The organism is Evansella clarkii, assembly GCF_002019695.1.
GTDB lineage: Bacteria > Bacillota > Bacilli > Bacillales > Salisediminibacteriaceae > Evansella > Evansella clarkii.
The window spans coordinates 4,839,512-4,861,114 of record NZ_KV917376.1; the positions used below are offsets into that span (position 1 = coordinate 4,839,512).

The 21,603-nt window shown below is 41.5% G+C and carries 23 protein-coding genes; 4 read left to right on the top strand and 19 right to left on the bottom strand.

The window, feature by feature from the left end; genetic code table 11:
* Positions 1-68: 68 nt before the first annotated feature.
* The 5 genes from BK582_RS23000 to BK582_RS23015 form a co-directional block, all read right to left on the bottom strand.
* Positions 69-1,055, bottom strand: coding sequence for a lipoate--protein ligase (locus tag BK582_RS23000; RefSeq protein ID WP_078597266.1), 987 nt, complete (start codon positions 1,053-1,055; stop codon positions 69-71).
* A 147-nt stretch (positions 1,056-1,202) separates the two neighbouring features.
* Positions 1,203-1,922 carry an RNA polymerase sporulation sigma factor SigK gene (sigK, locus tag BK582_RS23005; RefSeq protein WP_078597267.1) on the bottom strand — a complete coding sequence of 240 codons (720 nt, stop codon included), beginning with the start codon at positions 1,920-1,922 and terminating at the stop codon, positions 1,203-1,205.
* Positions 1,923-2,312: 390 nt separating this feature from the next.
* On the bottom strand, positions 2,313-3,224 hold the full coding sequence (locus BK582_RS23010; RefSeq protein ID WP_078597268.1) for a peptidylprolyl isomerase: 912 nt from the start codon (positions 3,222-3,224) through the stop codon (positions 2,313-2,315).
* Between the two features lie 264 nt (positions 3,225-3,488).
* On the bottom strand, positions 3,489-3,659 hold the full coding sequence (locus BK582_RS27380; RefSeq protein WP_167553252.1) for a hypothetical protein: 171 nt from the start codon (positions 3,657-3,659) through the stop codon (positions 3,489-3,491).
* A gap of 226 nt (positions 3,660-3,885) precedes the next feature.
* Positions 3,886-4,629: a PRC-barrel domain containing protein gene (locus tag BK582_RS23015; protein ID WP_218190757.1), complete on the bottom strand. Its 744-nt coding sequence runs from the start codon at positions 4,627-4,629 to the stop codon at positions 3,886-3,888.
* Between the two features lie 177 nt (positions 4,630-4,806).
* On the opposite strand from BK582_RS23015, the gene BK582_RS23020 reads away from it, so the two are divergent.
* From BK582_RS23020 to BK582_RS23025, 3 genes are all read left to right on the top strand, one after another.
* Entirely contained in the window at positions 4,807-6,795 is a 1,989-nt protein-coding gene (locus BK582_RS23020) for a S9 family peptidase (protein WP_078597270.1), read from the top strand.
* A gap of 202 nt (positions 6,796-6,997) precedes the next feature.
* Positions 6,998-7,141 carry a lmo0937 family membrane protein gene (locus tag BK582_RS26620; protein ID WP_134163595.1) on the top strand — a complete coding sequence of 48 codons (144 nt, stop codon included), beginning with the start codon at positions 6,998-7,000 and terminating at the stop codon, positions 7,139-7,141.
* 139 nt (positions 7,142-7,280) lie between these two features.
* Entirely contained in the window at positions 7,281-7,910 is a 630-nt protein-coding gene (locus tag BK582_RS23025) for an NUDIX hydrolase (protein WP_078597271.1), read from the top strand.
* 243 nt (positions 7,911-8,153) lie between these two features.
* Here BK582_RS23025 and BK582_RS23030 read toward each other — a convergent pair whose 3' ends face one another.
* From BK582_RS23030 to mtnN, 3 genes are all read right to left on the bottom strand, one after another.
* On the bottom strand, positions 8,154-8,390 hold the full coding sequence (locus tag BK582_RS23030; RefSeq protein WP_078597272.1) for a YrhC family protein: 237 nt from the start codon (positions 8,388-8,390) through the stop codon (positions 8,154-8,156).
* Positions 8,391-8,520: 130 nt separating this feature from the next.
* A complete protein-coding gene (locus BK582_RS23035; RefSeq protein ID WP_078597273.1) occupies positions 8,521-9,078 on the bottom strand; it encodes a thioredoxin family protein in 558 nt (185 codons plus the stop codon).
* Between the two features lie 124 nt (positions 9,079-9,202).
* On the bottom strand, positions 9,203-9,901 hold the full coding sequence (gene mtnN / locus BK582_RS23040) for a 5'-methylthioadenosine/S-adenosylhomocysteine nucleosidase (RefSeq protein ID WP_078597274.1): 699 nt from the start codon (positions 9,899-9,901) through the stop codon (positions 9,203-9,205).
* A 230-nt stretch (positions 9,902-10,131) separates the two neighbouring features.
* Here mtnN and BK582_RS23045 point away from each other — a divergent pair, with 230 nt between their 5' ends.
* Positions 10,132-10,344, top strand: a complete 213-nt coding sequence (locus BK582_RS23045) for a DUF2536 family protein (RefSeq protein ID WP_078597275.1) — start codon at positions 10,132-10,134, stop codon at positions 10,342-10,344.
* 44 nt (positions 10,345-10,388) lie between these two features.
* On the opposite strand, the gene BK582_RS23050 is transcribed toward BK582_RS23045, so the two are convergent.
* The 11 genes from BK582_RS23050 to alaS all read right to left on the bottom strand — a co-directional run bounded on the left by BK582_RS23050 (position 10,389) and on the right by alaS (position 21,518).
* The gene (locus BK582_RS23050; protein ID WP_078597276.1) at positions 10,389-11,099 is read right to left on the bottom strand and encodes a YrrS family protein; all 711 of its coding nucleotides are present in this window, start codon (positions 11,097-11,099) and stop codon (positions 10,389-10,391) included.
* Positions 11,100-11,295: 196 nt separating this feature from the next.
* Entirely contained in the window at positions 11,296-11,769 is a 474-nt protein-coding gene (gene greA / locus BK582_RS23055; protein ID WP_078597277.1) for a transcription elongation factor GreA, read from the bottom strand.
* A gap of 360 nt (positions 11,770-12,129) precedes the next feature.
* On the bottom strand, positions 12,130-12,765 hold the full coding sequence (udk, locus tag BK582_RS23060; protein WP_078597278.1) for a uridine kinase: 636 nt from the start codon (positions 12,763-12,765) through the stop codon (positions 12,130-12,132).
* Positions 12,765-14,033 carry a peptidase U32 family protein gene (locus BK582_RS23065; RefSeq protein ID WP_078597279.1) on the bottom strand — a complete coding sequence of 423 codons (1,269 nt, stop codon included), beginning with the start codon at positions 14,031-14,033 and terminating at the stop codon, positions 12,765-12,767. The genes udk and BK582_RS23065 overlap by 1 nt, the downstream gene beginning before the upstream one ends.
* Before the next feature lie 190 nt (positions 14,034-14,223).
* Positions 14,224-15,153, bottom strand: a complete 930-nt coding sequence (locus BK582_RS23070; protein ID WP_078597280.1) for a peptidase U32 family protein — start codon at positions 15,151-15,153, stop codon at positions 14,224-14,226.
* A complete protein-coding gene (locus BK582_RS23075; protein WP_078597281.1) occupies positions 15,150-15,818 on the bottom strand; it encodes an O-methyltransferase in 669 nt (222 codons plus the stop codon). Before BK582_RS23075 ends, BK582_RS23070 begins: the two co-directional genes overlap by 4 nt.
* Positions 15,819-15,985: 167 nt before the next feature.
* Positions 15,986-17,101 (bottom strand): endolytic transglycosylase MltG, encoded by a 1,116-nt coding sequence (gene mltG, locus BK582_RS23080; protein WP_078597282.1) that lies wholly within the window; start codon positions 17,099-17,101, stop codon positions 15,986-15,988.
* A gap of 644 nt (positions 17,102-17,745) precedes the next feature.
* Positions 17,746-18,057 carry a DUF1292 domain-containing protein gene (locus BK582_RS23085; protein WP_078597283.1) on the bottom strand — a complete coding sequence of 104 codons (312 nt, stop codon included), beginning with the start codon at positions 18,055-18,057 and terminating at the stop codon, positions 17,746-17,748.
* A 33-nt stretch (positions 18,058-18,090) separates the two neighbouring features.
* A complete protein-coding gene (ruvX, locus tag BK582_RS23090) occupies positions 18,091-18,507 on the bottom strand; it encodes a Holliday junction resolvase RuvX (RefSeq protein ID WP_078597284.1) in 417 nt (138 codons plus the stop codon).
* Positions 18,504-18,779, bottom strand: coding sequence for an IreB family regulatory phosphoprotein (locus BK582_RS23095; protein WP_078597285.1), 276 nt, complete (start codon positions 18,777-18,779; stop codon positions 18,504-18,506). Before BK582_RS23095 ends, ruvX begins: the two co-directional genes overlap by 4 nt.
* A 102-nt stretch (positions 18,780-18,881) precedes the next feature.
* Positions 18,882-21,518: an alanine--tRNA ligase gene (gene alaS / locus BK582_RS23100; protein WP_078597286.1), complete on the bottom strand. Its 2,637-nt coding sequence runs from the start codon at positions 21,516-21,518 to the stop codon at positions 18,882-18,884.
* Positions 21,519-21,603 lie beyond the last annotated feature (85 nt).

Below are 21,603 nucleotides of genomic sequence, written 5' to 3' on the forward strand. Positions count from 1 at the left end.
TCTCTGTTTCACATCTGCCAAATTAAAAAAGCACGGACAACAGCGTTGTCCATGCTTTCCAGTCTGATTTAATAAATGAGTTCGGTTAACCCCTCTTTGGGAATTCTCCCGAAGTAATACGTCATATCCATCTCGTGCAGCGCTTTATGAATAGCGTTCTTTTCATATTTGACTCCTGTGAGCATATCCTGAACATCCGATACATCACCCACACCGAAGAAGTCACCGTAGATTTTGCATTCCTGAATGGTTCCTTTAGATATATTCAGACGGACATCAATCGTCCCTGCATCAAAACGCTGGGATCTCTGGATATCGAACTTTGGGGACTTTCCATAGTTCCAATCCCAGTTTTTATATCTCTTTTCGGAAATGTCGTGTATCCCCTTCCAGTCTTCTTCCGAGAGCTTGTAGGTGCCGATCTCCTGTTCCTTATACAAATATTCCAGTAAAAGCTGCTTGAACTCTTCCATAGTCAGCTTATTTTGGAGAAAGTCATTAATATTAGCCACACGGCTGCGAATGGACTTAATACCCTTTGAACGAATTTTTTCATCCTTTACTTTAAGGGCGTTGACCACGTTTTCGATTTCCGAATCAAGCATTAAAGTCCCGTGGCTAAACATCCTTCCCTTTGTAGTGTACTGAGCGTTCCCGGAAACTTTTTTATCTCCTACATGGATATCGTTTCTTCCGCTTAATTCAGCCTTCACACCCAGCTCGTGCAGCGCATCGATAACCGGTTGTGTAAAACGGCGGAAATTAAGGAAGCTGTCCCCATCATCCTTCGTTATAAAACTGAAGTTCAGATTACCTAAATCATGGTAAACTGCCCCTCCGCCTGATAACCGGCGCACAACATGAATATCATTTTCTTCTACATATTGTTTATTAATCTCTTCTATTGTATTTTGGTTTTTGCCGATAATAATTGAAGGGCCGTTAACATAAAAAAGCAGATATGTTTTATCCGGGTCGAGGTTCTTTAGTGCATACTCTTCAATGGCAAGATTAATTCTCGGGTCTGTAATATTTTCATTATCAATAAATAACATTGTCATCCTCCTTCAGAAATAACGCTCCGGTTTTATCTTATCATAACCCTCTGAAAGAGGAATAAAACTACGGCTTAAAGTCTCCTCTAAAAGAGACAAAAATAAAAAAAACGGTAATGTCTGGTTGTGACGTTACCGTTTTTTGCCCTATTCACTTGTGCGATAGACTCCTTTCTGGCTTTTATAAAACTCATGAAACAGTTTCATCAGAGCTCTCTTTTCAATCCTCGAGACATAGCTTCGTGATATGCCAAGTTCCTTAGCTATTTCCCTCTGTGTTTTTTCCTTTTTCATATCCAGTCCGAATCTGCCCACAATTACCTCTTTTTCCCTGCCGTCAAGAACATGAATGTATTCATAAATTTGTTTCTTTTCCATATTAAGATGAATCGTATCCGCTACATCTTCTGTATCAGCCTGAAGAACGTCTATAAGACTGATTTCGTTGCCCTCCTTATCCTGTCCTATGGGATCATGGAGAGAAACATCTTTTCTGACTTTCTTTAATGCTCTCAAATGCATGAGAATTTCATTTTCAATACATCGGGCCGCATATGTCGCAAGCTTTGTCCCCTTTCCCGGGGAATAACTTTCTATCGCCTTAATCAGCCCTATCGTTCCTATTGAAATAAGGTCCTCATTTTCTTCCCGGGTATTTTCGAACTTTTTGACGATGTGGGCGACAAGACGCAGATTATGCTCGATCAGGAGGTTCCTGGCTTCTTCATCTCCTTCATGCATCCGCTTAATGTATTCCTGCTCTGTTTTAGAATCAAGCGGTTGTGGAAACGCGTTGTTCTTGACGAACGAAACAAATAGAAATAATTCTTTTACAAAGCTGGCAACCGCCGCGAGAATGCTGGACATGGAACTGCACCTCCAATATTGGCATTGTATCTAATCTATATGCAGCCTGGAGGTTGTTTGTGTCTGTCTCGTTTTTTCGATTTTTTTCTTATTTGCCGCCGGCCATTAATACCAAGCAATAACTATATAAAGTGAACCTTAAATCAGAGGGGGGGATTATTCATCCCCACTGATTGTTAGTTGAACCAATCGGGATGTTAGCGTCCGTTATCTCCCGCTAAAACATCTTCGCTTCCACTCATATTTTTAGGCGGGAGTTTTACGGACAGTTACATCGGGATAAAAGCTGTTTCCTATTTTTACTTACACCGACCTTTTGGAAAAACGACAAAAACCCCTGGCACTCATCCATATGCCAGGGGTTTCTTGAATAATAAAGCACTACATTATTTATTCAGCTTCTTCTTCGTCAAAATCAAAGAGATTTTCAAATTCTTCAATCTTAATATCAATGACTCCGTCTTCAATAATTGCTGCTATTTTTTCCTGTACTTCGGCTGCGTCTGTCTGTTCATTAATTAACATGAGACGAATTTCATTTTTCACATCTTCAAAAGGTTCTGCATCTTCATTTTCCCTCTTGTCGTTCACTTTAATAATATGATAACCAAACTGTGTGCCCACCGGACTGCTGATTTCGCCTGCTTCCATCCCAAATGCTGCCTCTTCAAATTCAGGCACCATTAAACCAGATGTGAAGTAGCCAAGATCTCCTCCGTCATCAGCGTTAGAAGCATCCATGGAATACTCACTTGCTAATTCATCAAAATCTTCCCCGTCTTCAAGTTTCTGAAGAACTTCTTCAGCAGTTTCTTCGTCTTCCACAAGAATATGCTGGGCGCTAACTTCAATATTCATCTGGTCATATCTGTCTTTTACTTCTTCATCACTTATTTCAACACCTTCAGCTCTTGCTTCTTCCTGGAGCAAAGTAAGGTGCACAAGCTGGCGGAAGGACTCTTCGTTACCGAGATTCTGCATCTGGAGCCATTCGCTGAACTGGTCTCCTAACTGGTCTTTCAACATTTCGATTTCCTCGTCAATCTCTTCCTCGCTCACTTCATATTTATCTTTTAGAATTTGTAACGTTATCATTTCCTGCAGGATTTGTTCTCCATAACGGTCTTTTAATAGTTCATAAAAATCTTCCTTGGTAATATCCCCGCCTGAAGTCTCTGCAATTACCTCTGAGTCTGGCGTTCCTTCTGCAGCGGCAGCTTCCTGGTCATTTTCTTCAGGGCTGCAGGCAGCAGTTACCGCTACAACACCTGTCAGGAATAAAGTTAATGCGATCTTTTTCATCTGTTCCAATCTCCTTCTGCTGAATGAAGTAAGTTTGTGGACATACTAGTATAAACCTTGGGCAAAAAAAATAATAATAGCTGTTGCAAACATCAAATAGCCCTTCACGGAAATACACAGCCTGGCCAACTACTTCTTTTTGTAGTTTATTATACCATTATTCCTGACCTTGCATATAACCCGTCTGTACTAAAATAATAGATTCCGGGAAAAAATAAGACCTCCTGCCGTCCGGCAGAAGGCCAAGCTCAGTACTTTTAACTATCAGCAGCAGTCTGATTCAGTCCCTGTCATCATTAATCCCTTGCCTTCAGGTGTTTCCCTGACCTCCAGAGTAAGTTCCTTTGTCTGGGAATAGATAGTTTCATCAAACCCTACCTTAATACCGTTAATTTCTTCTATTACATCATCTTCTGTTGCCTCATCCAGAGACAAACCTAGCTGCGGGCCTCCTCAGCCCATGCCTGCGAAGAAGACTCGGATATTTCCGGCATTGTGCTCTTCCATTAGTTCTTGTATAAAGCTTTTAGCCTGATCTGTTATAACCATAGTTTCACCTCATTGTTTTAACTGTGTTGCTGCACAATGGATACCCTACCACTTATTTTTGAAAAACACAATTATTCTGCTTTCCTGGAGCAGAGGTATTCCACCTTCTGCCTTACCAGTACGGTGCTCTGTTGTAATAGGAATATAAATCAACTTCCATTTCCCGTGATAAAGGGATTTCCGGCAAGTATTCCGGTGAGTTTTCCACTTGCTCTTTTGTAACATTCGTCTGTATCTGCGCTTTTATCCAGTCAATGTTTTCCACCCAGTCAGCAGAGATCAGGACTTTTTTTCCGCCAAAAAATTTCCTTGTATCTATAACAAAATAACGTACTTTATAGGAATCTTCCTCTATAAGCAGGTCTTCTACCTGACCGAAGGAATCGTCCTGCGCTGCAAATTCGTAACGGATAATATCCTTTGCTTTGTAGATTTCCGGTTCTCCTTTACTATCTTCCTCAGGCTCCGGCATAGCCACTGGCTGCTGGGCAGCGAGCTCCCTTGCAGTAAAACTGGTCCCCCACACTCCAGGTCCTGTCCAGTATGGGTTCAGGCCATAATGAGTATGGAAATTTGTTTCGTACGTTCTGTCAATCAATTCTCTCCCTTCTAACCTGGGGGCGTTTTCAGCTTCTTCTTTAGTTATATCTGTTGTTATTACTTCATCGTTAACATTTATACTCTCAATGGAAGCAGGAGAAATATACATTTTTTCTCCGGAAAACCAATTTCCTGTTTTGACTGTAAAATATCTGATTGTCAGATCCTTTTCATCAATTAAGGCATCATCCACACTACCAAAATCTTCGTCTTTGCCAACTACATCAAATGACTTCAGCCAGCTTTTAAAATGCATCAGCATGGGATCACCACTTCCTTTCCCGGAAAGGATTTTATATATTATTTTCCCTGTACGGATATTTGTAAAACAGTGGATCTGCATTACAAAAAATTATTTCGGTTTTCGAATATTTTTGGTAAAATAATATGAAGGTTCAGAATTTACTTTTTTATATAAGAGAGGGGTAATTAAATGGCTGAAAAACGAGCTCTGCAAATGGAGGATCTGCGCCAGATTAATGTTTTGAATGAACCGCATCTCTCAGCTGACGGAGAAAAAGCAGTATTCGTGCGGCAGTACATAACGGAAAAAGATGAATACACTTCCCATTTATTTGTACAGTCAGTAAATGAAGCTGAATCAGTCCAGTGGACTTTCGGTAAAGGAAGAGTTTCCTCGCCTAAATTTTCACCTGACGGGAAATTCGTTGTTTTTGTAACTTCAAGAGGTGAAAAAGTTAAGCCTCAGCTTTATCTTCTTTCCACAGCAGGTGGCGAAGCAAAGCAAATTACAGAGCTGGAAAACGGCGCTTCCCAGCCTGTCTGGTCACCTGACGGCAGGAAAATACTGTTCACTACTTCTTTTAAAGAAAACGAATTACCAGGAGAGGAAAAAGCCAGTACTGAAGAAAAGGATAAGAAGTCTCAGCCTCTCGTTGTTGAAAGACTGAAATATAAATCAGATGCAGCCGGCTTCCTTGATGGAAAGCGAAAACAGCTGGCTCTGTATACACTGGCAGACGATTCTGTAACCTTCCTTACAGATGGGGACTTTGACTGTGAACCATCCGGCTGGTCGCCAGACAGTTCAAAGATAGTATATGCCTCCAATAAACAGGGAGATACAGCTATTATCGCCGACTTGTACGTTATGGATGTCAAGTCGAAGGAATCCACTTTGCTTACGGACAGCAATGGGATGTTTTTTAACGGAAGCTTCTCACCTGACGGCACTAAGGTAGCATGCTTCGGGCATGAGAGAGAGTTCTCAGGTGCTACCCAGCTAAAACTCTGGATAATAGATCCTGAAAAGAAAGAACGTAAATGTATTACGCCTGACTGGGATGTCCATCTGACTGACGCTGCAATTGGCGACATACGTTCAGGCCATCCCAACCCGGGGCCAGTCTGGTCAAAAGACGGAGAAAGAATTTACCTGACAGCAAGCACGCAAGGTAATACAAATTTTTACTCAGTTACCCTCGATGGGAAAATAGATGAACTGTATACTGGCAGCCACCATGTATATGGCTATACTGTTAACCCGGAAAAAGAGCTGGCAGTGCTTGGGGTCAGCAATTCTGTAAACCCAGGGGAACTCTATTTGTTTAACCTGAATACAGGGAAAGCTGAACAGCTCACAAATATGAATCAGTCGTTTCTTAATGAAGTCCATATCCAGGAGCCGGAAGAAATCCGCTGTAAAGCAGAGGACGGCTGGGAGGTCCATGGATGGGTGCTGAAACCGGCTGGATACGAAGAGGGCAAGAATTATCCTGCCATTCTGGAGATCCATGGAGGCCCGCATGCTATGTATGCAAATACCTTTTTCCATGAACTGCAGCTTCTTGCTGCTGAAGGCTACATGGTTCTTTATTCCAACCCAAGGGGAAGCCATGGCTACGGCCAGAAATATGTAGATGCTTGCAGGGGAGATTATGGTGGTAAGGATTATACCGATCTGATGAGCTTCCTTGATGCATGTATTGAGAAATACGATGCAATTGATACAGAACGGCTTGGAGTTACAGGGGGCAGCTACGGCGGATTCATGACAAACTGGATTGTTTCCCATAACAACCGTTTTAAAGCAGCGGCTACACTCCGTTCCATCTCAAACTGGATCAGTTTTTACGGAGTGAGTGATATTGGCTACTTCTTTACAGAATGGGAAGTCGGTACAGATGTGCTTAATGACCCGGAAAAACTGTGGCATCATTCGCCTTTGAAGTACGTTAACAATATTGAAACTCCGCTTCTCATTCTTCACGGAGAACTTGACTACCGCTGCCCTGTTGAGCAGGCGGAGCAGCTATTTGTCGCTTTAAAGCATCAGGACAAGGAAACAAGGTTTGTAAGATTCCCTGAATCAAATCATGAGCTCTCCAGAAGCGGCCCTCCCCATCTTCGTTTTGCCCGGCTGGAAGAACTCACTGGATGGTTTAATAAATATTTAAAATAAAAATTCATTTAATTAAATACCGCCTTTCACAGGCGGTATTTTTATTATGCAAGTGACGGCTTTATGAATGGAAGTACGCTTGTTTCATTACATGGTAATATTTACCAAAAATAATGATTTTGTTTTAAAAATATTTTTTTCGGGAAATTAGCGAACAAGCGTAACTAAATGCTTAACAAATAACCAATTGGAGGAATTAATCATGCTTTGGACAATCATCGGAATTTTAATTGTACTATGGTTACTTGGCTTTATTTTTGAAGTTGCAGGAGGATTAGTGCACATTCTTCTCGTAATAGCGCTGATAGTATTTATCTTCAATATGATTACCGGCAGGAAAGCCTGACTAAGATAAGCTGAACAAAAGGGATCCTTCAGGACTAGTCCTGAGGGTCCCTTTTTTCTTTAGTACTCTCCTGTCGCAGTACCGGACCGATTTTTGGTATGATTAGTTATATAACTGCTTTTAAAGGGGGAGAAAATAGTTGGATGAAAAACAATCGCTATGGCTGGAGCACTTCCGGAACAGAAAAGCAAACGTGATGGACCATGAACTTTATAATGAATTTGCAATTCTCGTGCCCCTTGTGGAGAAACGGGAGGAACTTCATTTTGTCTTTGAGGTGAGAGCACAAAATATCCGCCAGCCAGGGGAAATCTGTTTTCCTGGTGGTAAAATAGATAATACAGACAGCTCTCCGGCACATGCTGCCTTAAGGGAACTGGAAGAAGAATTAGGAGTACCTCCTTCAAAGGTACGGCTCGCAGGTGACCTGGATTATATGATCACCCCGTTTCGTTTTATGCTCTATCCATTTCTTGGCCTGATAGACTCTGATACAGTCTTTAAGAAAAATGATGATGAAGTGAAGGAAATTCTATTCGTCCCATTATCAAAACTTCTTGAGATGAAACCAAAAGAACATAAAATCTTTCTGAATGTAGAGCCTGATGAGGAATTCCCTTTCCACCTTATCCCAAACGGAGAAAATTATAATTGGCGAACTGCGTTTGTAAATGAGCAATTTTATGAGTATGAAGGCAATGTGATCTGGGGGCTTACGGCAAGAATTCTCACCCACGTACTGCAGGAAATTAAGGGGGTCAAGAAGTGATTAAATACGCAACCCACTTCCCCTTCCTGTTCCTGCAGGGATGTAAAAGAACCAAAGCGCAAGCGCTTTGGTCACGAGCGACACTCTTTACCTGCGACGAGTAAGCGCTGGAGCTGGACGACTTATCCACAGAATTAAACTTTTATAATTTCCATTTCCTAAACAATAAAAAAGCACATCGCAACCGATGCACTTCCTGTCCCTGCTATATATTAAAGAATAAGCGTTTCATGTTCACCTGACTTATTCTTCTTCATTAATTTCGTGTTGTGTGTTCATTGCCTGACGATGGAAAAAGTAAGCAGCAATTAACAATACAATTATTATACCTGCCAGAAGACCTTGCTGTTCTCCAGCTGAGAACTCTGTTGGCAGTGCTAAGCCGACAGTAAGAAATCCTGAGATTGCCAGTAAGATAAATGCAAATCTTTTAAAATCGGTTACTTTATTTTTCATATCATGCAGCTTCTTTTCAGTCATGTTAACCCACCTCTCTATTAAGCAGATGAACAATGAAACTATGAACAGTATAACATGACCAGGAAGCTTAAAATGCCGGTAATAGTTTCCACTTTCCCCTATAGCCCAGGCTTACAGACAGAACTGCCCCTTAAATAGTTTTTAATTTTTCTATTATGCTTCTGGAAACATATTTCCAAATCTGTTCATCTTCCAGGAAGGTTTTCGTAAGGTGGTTAAACATACTCTTTTGTTTTTCCTGAAAATCTTCAGCTCCCTTGTCTGGCAGTTCAGATTTGAATGAGTCAACCAGATCCTGCACCTCTCCAGCTCTGGGACCCCAAATAACCTTTTCCTCGCCCACATGATTTATAAAAATAAAGATAGGGATCGACCGGGATGTTCCGTTTGTTAAATATTGATCCATCAGCTCCAGGTTGGAATCCCGCAAAATAAAGCGGACATCCATCTTTGTTTGTTCTGCAATTCTTAATAAGACAGGAATGTTTAGCATGGCATCCCCACACCAGTCTTCGGTTAAAACAAGTACCTTTATTCCGGAAATATTCAGCGTCGAAAGTTGCCTTTTATCAGTTTCACTCAATTGAAAACGGTTATAAATCAATTCCATATTCTCATGATTTACGTTCATTTCAGTTTTATATTGTTCAACTGTCAATCCTTTTTCAAACCACGCAAGTAAATCCATGCAATACTCCCCCCTTTTCCTTTTCCTGTTCCTAATTTTTTGTAAATATACTGAAAGCCATAGCCCATAATTGAAATATGTTCTGTAAAAGAGGCCACCTGTATGATGGCCTCTTAGTTTCCTTTTACTTATTTCTCAGCTCTCCAAGCATTAATAACACCATATTAGCTGAATTAACAGAGGCTGTTTCAAGGAACTCCTCATAAGACACCCTTGCATCCTGGCCCGCCACATCTGAAAGCGACCGTATAATCACGAACGGACACTGAAATTGATGGCAAACCTGTGCAATAGCGCCAGCTTCCATTTCCGAACAATACGGGTCAGCAAATCTGCTGCGGATTTCTTCCACCCGTACTTGATCGCTCATAAAGGAATCTCCTGAAATAACAAGCCCTTTTACAGAGTTAACGCCTGTTCTTTCCGCACAGCTTTCCGCAACGGATACAAGCTTGCTGTCAGGCTTGTAGTATGCAGGCATTTGAGGAACCTGGCCAAATTCGTAGCCGAATACAGTAGCGTCCACATCATTATACCTGACTTCTGTAGAAACAACGATGTCGCCTACAGACAGTTCCTTATGAAAACCTCCCGCTGATCCTGTATTTATTATGTAATCCGGCTGAAACAGCTGATTCATTAGTGTAGTGCTTATTGCTGCGTTTACTTTGCCGATGCCTGATTTTGAGAGAACTACATCAACGCCTTCCAGCTTTCCGGAAATTAATTCACAGCCGGCAATCTCTGTTTTGTCTTCTATATCCATTTTAGATCTGAGAAGTTCAACCTCTTCTTCCATCGCTCCAATTATACCGATTTTCATGGGAATACCTTCTTTCTGTTAAGCATTATTAACTCTTTTTACATAATAACGAATCAGGTATCCAATAACAAGGCATAACCGTTTTACATGCACACCCCAGTATTCTTGCTGAACAAGTTAAAGGTAAAAATGCGCCATAGCCTGACTTCCGGGAAAAAGATTCAGTATTTGTCATTCGCGAGTACATCAGCTATCCTATAGATGAGAAAAACAGTGAGGTGGAAATGATTATGTTTATCCAGACGAATCCTTTGAAAGATAAAGTTGAATTTTTTGAAGCAGGGAGTATAGAAGCATTAGAAAAACAAATTACTGAAAAGATTGAAGATAATCAGGCGATTATGCTCGGCGTGCACCATGTTCAGCATAATACAGCGTTCGATCCGAAAACAGGCCAGCGTTTATATACAGCAGTAGTGCATTTTAAGGCAGAAAAAAAATAAAATTATAAAGGCAGCGGGAATGGTGCTCCCGCTACCTTTTACTATTAATTATATGGATTGCTGTTTAATCGTTCTACTGATACAGGCATCCATCCTTCGTTAGTTACCCATTCGATGCGCACCTGATATGGTGTATTGCTGTTTTCCGGAGTACTTAATGTTCCAACAGCAGATTTTTGATCCCCGCCGTTTTCAATACGCCATAAAGTCATTTCATCTTCGCTCAGACCTGTTGCATACGTTAAAGCCTGTACCATTTCATTCCAGTTCGTACTGCCCCGCTCAAAAGAAATTGTGAAAGGCTCACTTTGTACGGTACCTATCGGCTCCCAGTTACCCTCAGTTTCAGGGCGTTCGTCGTTGTTATCGTTATTTTCTTCATTGTTCTCATTGTTATCGTCATTGTTGTTATTTTCTTCATTATTCTCGTTATTATTTTCCGAATTACCCTCATTATTATTATTTAGGTTGTTCTCCTCATTATCAGCCGTATTTATGTTAAAAACGCTGTTACTCTCCTCTGTGTTTTCATCTTCAGCATCAGCCTCCGGGATGTTCAGCGGGCCGTTATCCTGCTCTTCATTTTGATTAGTATCATTTTGAGTTACAGGCTCAGAACCCCCTCCAAATATCATTGAGCCCCCGACAAACAAAATTGCGAGAACCGCTACTCCAATAAGACCGTTCAACCATATATTCATCCGGCGCTTTTTTCTCAATTCACTGCGCCGTGTATAAGATCCATACTGACTCATATAAAAAAACTCCTCCTTTTTCCTTTCACTAAAACTATTATAAGGGATGTCGTCAAAAAATTCGATAGTAATTACGAATGTATGTCCGTAACAAAAAGTTTAGTACGTTAGACCCTTCTGCTTCTGAGGAGCGCAATATAAAAATCCCGCTGCAAACTGGAATAGCTTGCAGCGGGATCAATAGTAAAAAATATATTCAGCTTACTTTTGTTATTTCTACTCTGATATCTCCGCCAGGTGTGCTTACAGATACCTGGTCGCCAATTGTTTTGCCCATAAGGCTTTGGGCCATTGGCGAATCGTTGGATATTTTCCCCTCAATTGGATCGGCTTCTGCACGTCCGACAATTGTATATTCTTCCTCTTCTCCATCCGGCAGTTCCTTAAAAGTAACTGTTTTGCCAAGTGAGACGATAGAAGAGTTATCTCCATCATCTTCAATAATGTGGGCATTGCGGATCATTTTTTCCAGCTGATTAATTCTTCCTTCTACAAAAGCCTGTTCTTCTTTCGCTGAATCATACTCAGAGTTCTCTGAAAGGTCGCCGAAACTGCGGGCCACTTTTATACGCTCAACAACTTCCTTACGGCGCTCCGTTTTTAAATACTCCAGTTCTTTCTCCAGCTTTTCCTTACCTTCTGTGGTCATATAATGTTTTTCTTCTGTCATCTCTTTCACTCCTCCAAACTAAATCAAGGTTCCTCTTAGCGAACGCTTACATTAGTCTATTTTACAAGCATTCGTTTGAAATTAAAGCTATCAGGAAACGGCTTTGTTTAACCATATGAAGCCTGAACAAAAAATTGATTAATAATTTATTTATAAAGGCCCTTTACAGTATAAATTTTGAGTAGTATTTCCACCTAAAAGAATTAATACTCATGAGCCCCGGTCTCTCTTAAATAAATGGGAAGCGCCCAGTTATTCTGCCACCCATTTGGAGGCAGCCCACTGGAGCGCTGTTTTACAAGCATACATAAAGTATTCTTTACCGTTTCTAACAACTTTTTCCTTGTTTATCTAATGCTATTACAAAATCGATTTTTCTTCAAGAATGGTTTTAATTTTTGTAACCATTAAATCTATCGCAACCTGGTTATGGCCTCCCTCAGGGACGATTATATCTGCATAACGCTTCGTAGGTTCGATGAATTGAAGATGCATGGGACGCACAACGGAAGTATACTGGTCAATAACAGAATCAATCGTTCGCCCCCGCTCCTTAATATCACGCATAAGTCTGCGAATAATACGCACATCTGAATCTGTATCAACAAATAACTTAATATCCATCATATCTCTCAGCCGTTCATCTTCAAGAATTAATATTCCTTCAAGTATGATAACATCCCGCGGTTCAATGATAGTTACATCATCTGACCTTGTATGTTTTGCATAATCATATACCGGCTGTTCTATAGTTTCACGGTTAATAAGTTTTTTAAGCTGATCCAGCAGCAAATCGTTATCAAATGCCAGAGGATGGTCGTAATTCGTTTTCAGTCGCTCTTCCATTGGAAGATGAGTCTGATCCTTATAATAAGCGTCCTGAGCGATCATCAGTATTTGCTGTTGTTCAAATTTATTGTATATCTCTCTTGCTACAGTTGTCTTGCCAGAGCCTGAACCACCTGCAACACCGATTATAACAGGCTTTTTCTCCATTAAAATGCTCCCTTTCTCATCATGTTATTACGGTACACAGGCTTTTCTGCCTTAAATTTCACGATCTGAAGCGGATGACGGGCCGCATCAAGCTCCCTGCCTTTTTCATCCCATAGCTTGTCTACCTTCTGTGTAAAGTTATCTATTTCCGGGCCGAAAAACTCCACTTCATCTCCCGGGCGGAAGAAGTTACGCTGCTGAAGAGTTACTATTTCAGTTTCAGGATCGTAATCAAGCACGAGGCCGGCGAAATCATAGGCTGGTTTCTCTCCATGAATGCCAAACATCTGCTCTTTATACCCTGGTGTATTTTCAAAGAACGCAGGGGCTGCAGGCCGGTTTGCACATTTTGCAAGCTCTTCCAGCCACTCCCGTTTAATTTTAAAGTTATCAGGGTCTGCACAGTACGCATCGATCACTTTCCGGTAAACACTGACTACTGTTGCTACATAGTGGATAGATTTCATTCTGCCTTCGATTTTCAGGCTGTCTATTCCAGCCTCTACAAGTTTAGGTATTGACTCAATTAAATTAAGGTCCTTTGGAGACATTGCAAACGGTGAATCTGTTTCAGCAAATAATGCCTCGCTGCTGGTCATGTCCTCTCCGTCTTCATAAAGGAAATAATCCCAGCGGCAGGACTGGCAGCATCCGCCTCTGTTTGAGTCTCTGGCAGTCATATGATTACTAAGTACACAACGGCCTGAATAAGCAATACACATCGCCCCGTGGATAAATGTCTCAATCTCAATATCCACATTCTTTTTCATTTCAAGCATTTCCTGGAGTCCAACTTCCCGTGCCAGCACTACTCTTTCAAGTCCTTCTTCTTTCCAGAACTTAACAGCCTGCCAGTTAGTCAGGGACTGCTGCGTGGACAAATGTATTTCCAGTTTTGGTGCCGCCCGTTTACAAGCTTCAATTATTAGAGGATCAGCGACAATTATTCCTGCAACACCTGCTTCCTCAATCCCTTTCAAATACTCTTCCAGGCCTTCCATGTTTTCGTTATGGGCGAAAATATTTGTAGTTACATATATTCTTGCTCCATATTTTTTCGCGAACTGTACACCTTCTGCCATTTCTTCCATTGAGAAATTCCCTGCATTGGAGCGCAGGCCAAATTCCCGCCCTCCTATAAAGACCGCATCAGCGCCGTAATGAACGGCAATTTTTAACTTTTCAAGGTTTCCTGCTGGAGCCAGAAGTTCTGGTTTTTTTGTTATTACACGTTTTCCTTCAGCTGATTTAACTGCTGTTTTCTCCATCGCGGCCGCTCCTTTCTTATAACTTTGCAGTTGATTTAGCTTCAGGACGCTCGCTTGCCTCGGGCATTGCCTCAGCTTCCTCGGAAGTTAAAAGAGCACTTCCTGCGGGATCTTCGCCTAATGCTATTCCCGAAGGCGTCTCGCACCTTACGCTACAATCAAGTTAACTCTTTTTAAAAAGCAGAGCCTTCTAATAAACGGTTTCTTTAAAGAAGAATCCTGTATCTACGTCTCTGTTAGGAGGCTGAATTTTTTTTATTTCATCAAGGAAATATTCCCGCTTCTCGTCATACTGATCAGGGTCTTCAAAATATAGATCAATAGCCTGGCGATAAAGCTTAGTGGCTTTAACGAGATAGTCACCATCTTTTAAAATCCCGTCAATTTTCAGGGAATCGATTTTCCCTTCAAGGAGTTCTTCCAATTCATCAATAATACATATATCTTTTGGACTCATTATGTGTGTTCCATTTTTATCTTCCCATACAGGGTACTTTGCCTCCCGTTCAGGATCGTGCAAGTACAGGCTTCTGTCCTTACTGCGTCCTTCCACCTTAAGGTCCTTCCCCTGGAATTCCATATAATTACCCAGCAAGGTTCGCCTGGACTGGAACATGCAAGTCATTCCCTGTACCTGAACTTCTATTTCCACTTCGGCATTCTCTTTAATCTCAAGAATAGCGTCCATATTCAGTTCCCTGGCAAGTACAGCACGTTTCGCGCCTTTCCTGCCCCAATAATTTGCCGTATACCAGTTTGTAGCCGTAGTTTCTGTGTTCCAGTGCAGTTTCATATCCGGAGCTGTTTCCCGCACTGTCATTAATACACCAGGGTCGCCAAAAACTACTGCATCAACATTTGCTTCGCTGAGGAACTTTATATAATCAGGAAGTCCATTAAGCATGTCATTATGAAACAGCGCGTTTACCGCCACATAGACCTTTACTCCGTGCTTATGTGCGATACGGACGGTTTCTTTAACATCCTCCCGGTTAAACTCTCCTGCAAGTCTCAGCCCATATGCTTCTTCACCTATAAGCAGTGCAGTCGCACCAGCTTTAATTAACTCTTCCCCATTAACTGGAGAAACAGGAGTAACTAATAATTCAGGTTTTTTCATTCTTGTTCACCGCCATTCAGCACTTTTTTTCTGCTGACCATTACCCCGTCACCGACAGGATAGATCATTGAAGAAAAAGAGGAATCTTTCATAAGTCTTTCATTAAACTTCCTCAATTTGTTTACCATACTTTCCACTCGTTTAGAAGTTAATTCAGTTTCACCTGAAACCATCCCCTTAAACAGAACGTTATCTGAAATAATAAGGCCTCCAGGTAATACAAGAGGAGCATAAAGATCAAAGAATCTTTCATACTGGCCTTTAGCTGCATCGATAAATAAGACGTCGAACGGGCCATTGTCGGCTGCTTCTTTTTTGAGATCAAGTGCATCCCCTTCAAGAAGGAAAATTCTCTTGGAAAGGCCAGCCTTATTTATATTGTCCCTGGCTGCCTCCGCCCTCTCTTCATCCCGTTCCATAGTGTATATCTCAGCATGAGGAACAGCTTCAGCCATTCGGATAGCAGAGTATCCTATCGCCGCACCTACTTCGAGTATTCTGGCCGGCTGGTGGATCTCAAGAATTTGAAGGAGCAGTTTTATTCCGGTCTGTTCCATAATAGGAACCCCATGTTCCTCTGCATATTTCTCCATCTCCTCCAGAAGCGGTGTTCTTTGGGGAAGGAGACCATTGATATATTCTTCTGTTATGTTTTGTTTTTTCATAAAAAAAGCGCCTCCCTGGCTGCTCTTTTTCAGGCTTGTCTCTGTTTTAGAGAGAACACAGAGCCTGCTAAATTTTGTTTGGTGTTTTGACCGATATATTTTATCACAAAGAGAAAGAGAATGCGAACTTTCACATCCTCTTTCCTTATTTATCATTTTTACCAGCTTTAGTCAGGGCGATGCTCTCGTAACACTTCCTGGTGTTCTTCGTATGTTTCTGTAAAGAACACTTCTCCTTCCGGAGAATGGTAGAAGTATAAATAACCATGGTTCTCTGGAGCGAGTGCTGCTCTTATAGACTGTTCCCCTGGATTATTTATTGGTCCAGGCGGTAAGCCAGTATTTCTGTATGTGTTATATGGTGAATCAATCTCCAGATGTTCATTGAGCGTTCTCGAAAAATGTTCTCCATGAGCATATGCGATTGTTGGATCCATTTGCAGAGGCATATTAGCAATGATCCTGTTACTGATAACACCTGAGACTCTTTCACGTTCTTCATCGTTTCTGGCTTCTCCCTCAATAATAGAAGCGATGGTCAGTACCTCGTGATAGGATAGTTCCTGAGAGCCTACCTCGTAATGGTCTAAAACTGCCGCCGTGCGGTCAAGCATGGTCTCTACCAATTGTTCAGGTGTAATTTCTTCATCAACGAAGTCATATCTTGCCGGGAACAGATAACCTTCCAGAGGATATCTTATATCCTCATCCAGTATAACTTCCTCAAGCATTGTATAACGTTCGATTAAATCCTCAATATATTCTTCATCCTGGAGCAGATCTGCCAGTTCTTCTGCTTCAATATTCGTCTCATTTGAAACAATACCGACAATTTGTTCAAGCCATCTGCCTTCCGGAATGGTAAATGTCAGCTCATAATCCTGGTAAACTGTTCCCTCTTTTAGTTCAGTAATAATTTCATCCATATCCATGGAACGGCTCAGTTCATAATCTCCCGCCTGAAACCCTTCCTCATTTCTGTACCTGACATACACACGAAATAAAGTAGAACTGTTTATAAGATCATGTTCTGCAAGTATCTCACCTATCCCTGTGGTAGAAGAGCCTATCGGGATATTCACTTCGATCATTTCATCATCTGTTTCATCAACTGGCTCAAGAGCTCCCATCACATACTGATAAGCTCCGAAAACTGCCCCGCCTATTATAAGAATGAGAACTATGAAACAAACTAAAACAATTTTTCTTACGATGCTGGCTTCTTTCTGTCTCTCTACCAGTTTTGAAACATGTATATCTTTTGGATCCTTTTTATCTGACACTTATTATCCCCCTTTCGCACTAATCCATTATACTATGATGTTAAAAATTTTTCGATGTTTTCTGTCGAATGAAGCCTGTTGCTTTCTTTTATGTGTATGAATTTCAAAATTCAAGATTTTAATCTTTAATACGAACACTATCTTAAAATGTTACTTTATTGTTCGATTTACGCTTCAGACGGACGCGTTCTGCGGGCACGGCTTCAACTAATTTTTGACGGATGAACGCCGTCAAAAATGGATTTTCAGCTCGCGCTGTTCCCGCAAAAACGAGCATCTTCTTCCCCGCAAATGCGTCGAGTTGTCTCGACGGATATTCTACGGAGTTAAGCTGTCAGAGGAAGAGACAGTCACAGCCGTCTTACGCTGCAATCGAAATGTAATGTTTTCTTTTTTTATTCAGAGCCTATATATAAAATTCATTCATGTATGAAACAAACTACATTATTCTCTTTATTCGCTGAATTTCTTACTTTATACAAGTGCTTTCTTAAAGTCAAATGATATTCTATAAGCGAGCTTTTCCCTCTCTGCTCCTCAGTATACGTTTAGACAGAGAAAGGTATCCTCGACAGGCTTGCTGATTAAATTCCAAAAAAAGACTGCAGATTCGCTTCTGCAGTCTTTTTCAGTATTATTTTAACTTAGTGACTCTCTTCTTCTTCCTCTGAAAAGGTGTTAAGAAGTTCTTCAACCATATCCCACTCTTCATCTGTTTCAATAGGGAAGAGGGACAGGTCTTCACCTTCAGGTTCTTCATATCTGAAAGCTGTCACTTCCACTTCTCCCTCTTCGTCATCTCCTGACCCTTCTGGTACTAAAACCATATATGAACTGCCAGTTGAGTCAACATCGAAAGTAAAAAGAATTTCGAATAAATGTTCATCACCATTTTCATCCGGGACGATAATACGGTCTTCATCACCTTGAGGTAGGTTCATTTTATAATCGGACATTTGTGCTGCCTCCTTTCAATTTACAAACAAGCTTTACTGATGCCGGTCGAGATATCCCTGAAGAATCATTACTGCAGCCATTTTATCAATAACTTTTTTCCTTTTCTTCCGGCTCACATCTGCAGCTATTAACATTTTTTCCGCTGAGACAGTTGTTAAACGTTCATCCCATAATTCTGTTTTTAATTTTGTTCTGTCCTTAATCTTTTCCGCGAATTCCTGGCACATTTCCCCGCTTGGGCCAATCGTTCCATTCATGTTTTTAGGCAGTCCTACTACAATAGTTTCCACATCATGCTCTCTAATTATTTCATCCAGCCTCAGAAAATCTTTTTCCTCATTTCCTTCAGCGCGCTTGATTGTTTCCAGACCTTGAGCAGTCCAGCCCATTGCATCACTTACAGCCACCCCGATCGTACGGGTGCCTACATCCAGTCCCAGGACCTTCATTTTTTCCTCTCGGCATCATGGCTGGACAAATAGGACCTCACAAGTTCCTCAATAATTTCGTCCCGCTCTATTTTCCGGATGAGTGTCCTTGCATCATTATATCGTGGGATATAAGCCGGGTCTCCCGATAATAAATAACCAACGATCTGGTTAATAGGGTTGTACCCTTTTTCTTCCAGAGAAGAGTACACCGTAAGCAGTACATCTCTTACGTCTTCATCCATTGATTCATCATTAAAGTTAAATTTCATTGTATTGTCCATTGAACTCATTCTTTACACCTCTCTCCATTTTGAAGGAAATGGCAGGAAAGTCAGCAGAAATTAACACGTCCATCTGCCCTTGTCCTTTTATTGTACACGAATTACTGTTAATTAGTAATCGCTTTTTACTAATTCAGGAATAATTTTCAAAGCTTCCTGTAACTTATCAGGGTCTTTTCCTCCAGCCTGTGCCATATCAGGACGGCCTCCTCCACCGCCTCCGCAGCGGGTGGCGACTTCCTTCACCAGTTTTCCGGCATGATGGCCCTCTTCTATAAGATCTTTGGAAACACTCGCCACAATATTTACTTTCCCGTTATTCACTGCTGCAAGGACCAGGATACCAGAATCCACTTTAGCTTTCAGTGAATCCGCCAGCTGACGCAGTCTGTTCATATCCGGTACATTTACTTGTTTGGCAAGCACTGGTACGCCGCCTGATTCCGTCATGTCGTCTAAAATACTGCCTGCTTCAAGCTGGCTCATTTTAGCTGCGAGAGATTCATTCTGTCTTTCTGATTCCTTCAGTTGTTTCTGCAGCTGTTCAATGCGGTACGGGACATCATTTAATTTTGCTTTCAGCAGGCCTGCAGCTTCCTTGAGCACATCAACCTGTCCGTTCATATATTCATATGCAAATTTTCCAGTTACAGCTTCTATACGGCGTACACCTGCTCCAATACCTGCTTCAGAAACAATTTTAAATAAGCCTATTTCTGCTGTGTTGCTTACATGGCAGCCGCCGCACAGTTCGAGGCTGTAGTCGCCTACTTGAACGACCCGGACTGTATCTCCGTATTTTTCCCCGAAGAGTGCCATGGCACCCATTTCCTTCGCTTCACTCAGGCTGGTAAACATCGTGTTAACGAGGATACCGCCCCATACTTTTTCATTGACGATCTGTTCAATCTTCTCCATTTCGTCTGATTCGACCTGTCCAAAGTGGGAGAAATCGAATCTCAGCCGGTCTTCAGCTACCCGGGAACCTGCCTGATTTACATGCTCTCCAAGAACATCCTTTAATGCCTGGTGAAGCAGATGGGTTGCCGTATGGTTTTTAATAACCCCTTTACGATTCTGCTCATTTACTTTTGCAGTAATTTCCATTCCAGTCTCCACATTGCCTTTGATTACTTTGACTGTATGAAGATTCTGCCCGTTTGGAGCCTTTTGTACATCTGTTACTTCCAGTACAGCAGTGCTGTTTTCAAATATACCATGGTCTGCAATCTGCCCGCCGCTCTCTGCGTAAAACGGTGTTACATCAGTGATTATCTGTACAGTCTCTCCTTCTGCTGCGGAATCAGCAATTTCTTTCTCTTTTACGATTACTTTAACTACTGCCGGGCTCTCAAGAACATCATAACCGGTAAAAGCACTTTCTGTTTTTATCCCGCCGAGAACTTCATCCTGCGTCTGCATAGATCCTGTATCCTGTCGTGCAGTTCTTGCCCGTTCTCTTTGCTTTTTCATTTCTGCTTCAAAGCCTTCCCGGTCAATCGTAAATCCTTCTTCCTCCACATACTCTTCCGTAAGGTCCACCGGGAATCCATACGTATCGTAAAGACGGAATACATCCTCCCCTGGAATAACAGATTCTTTGCTTTCTTTCGCAAGCTCCAGTATACGGTTCAGAATGGAGAGTCCTTCATTCAGTGTTTCATGAAATCTCTCTTCCTCATTTTTAATTACTTTCTGGAGGAATTCCTGTTTTTCCTTTACTTCCGGATAAAAGTCCTCCATGACCTCTCCTACTACAGGTACAAGTTCATACATAAACGGGCGTTCTATATTAATTTGCTTTGCGAAACGAACCGCCCTGCGAAGAAGTCGTCTTAATACATAGCCTCTTCCTTCATTGGAAGGCAAAGCACCATCAGATACAGCAAAAGAAACAGTACGAATATGGTCAGCAATTACTTTGAAAGCAGTATCTTTTGCTTTAGTTTCTCCATATTTTTCTCCTGATATTTCTTCTGTCTTTCCAATAATAGGAAGGAACAGGTCTGTGTCAAAGTTAGTCCTTGCATCCTGGATAACAGAAACCATTCTCTCAAGGCCCATACCTGTATCAATATTCTTCTTAGGAAGGGGAGTGTAGCTGCCGTCAGCATTATGGTTAAACTGGGAAAAAACTAAGTTCCACACTTCAAGATAACGTTCATTTTCTCCACCTGGGAAAAGTTCCGGATCTTCCGGGTCATTACCATACTCTTCTCCACGGTCATAGAAAATCTCCGTATTCGGTCCGCATGGGCCTTCTCCGATATCCCAGAAGTTTTCCTTCAGACGGATAATTCTCTCTTCAGGGAGGCCTATTTCCTTATTCCAGATATCAAATGCCTCATCATCATCCGGATAAATAGTTACGGAGAGCTTATCCGGGTCAAAGGCAATCCATTTTTCGCTCGTAAGAAACTCCCATGCCCAGAGGATTGCTTCCTTTTTGAAATAGTCTCCAATGGAAAAATTGCCAAGCATCTCGAAAAAAGTATGGTGCCTTGCAGTTTTCCCCACATTTTCAATATCATTAGTTCGAATTGACTTTTGAGCATTAGCAATACGCGGGTTTTCAGGAATTACTCTTCCATCAAAATATTTCTTTAAAGTTGCAACCCCGCTGTTAATCCATAATAATGACGGATCTTCATGCGGTACAAGAGGGGCACTCGGTTCAATATTGTGGCCTTTCTCTTTGAAAAAATCCAAAAACATTTGCCTTACTTCAGCAGAACTATGCCGTTTCATGGGTATTTCCTCCTTGTTATTTAGTTTTTTGTACAAAAAAACTCCCATCCCTGAACAGGGACGAGAGTATTAGTCACGCGGTACC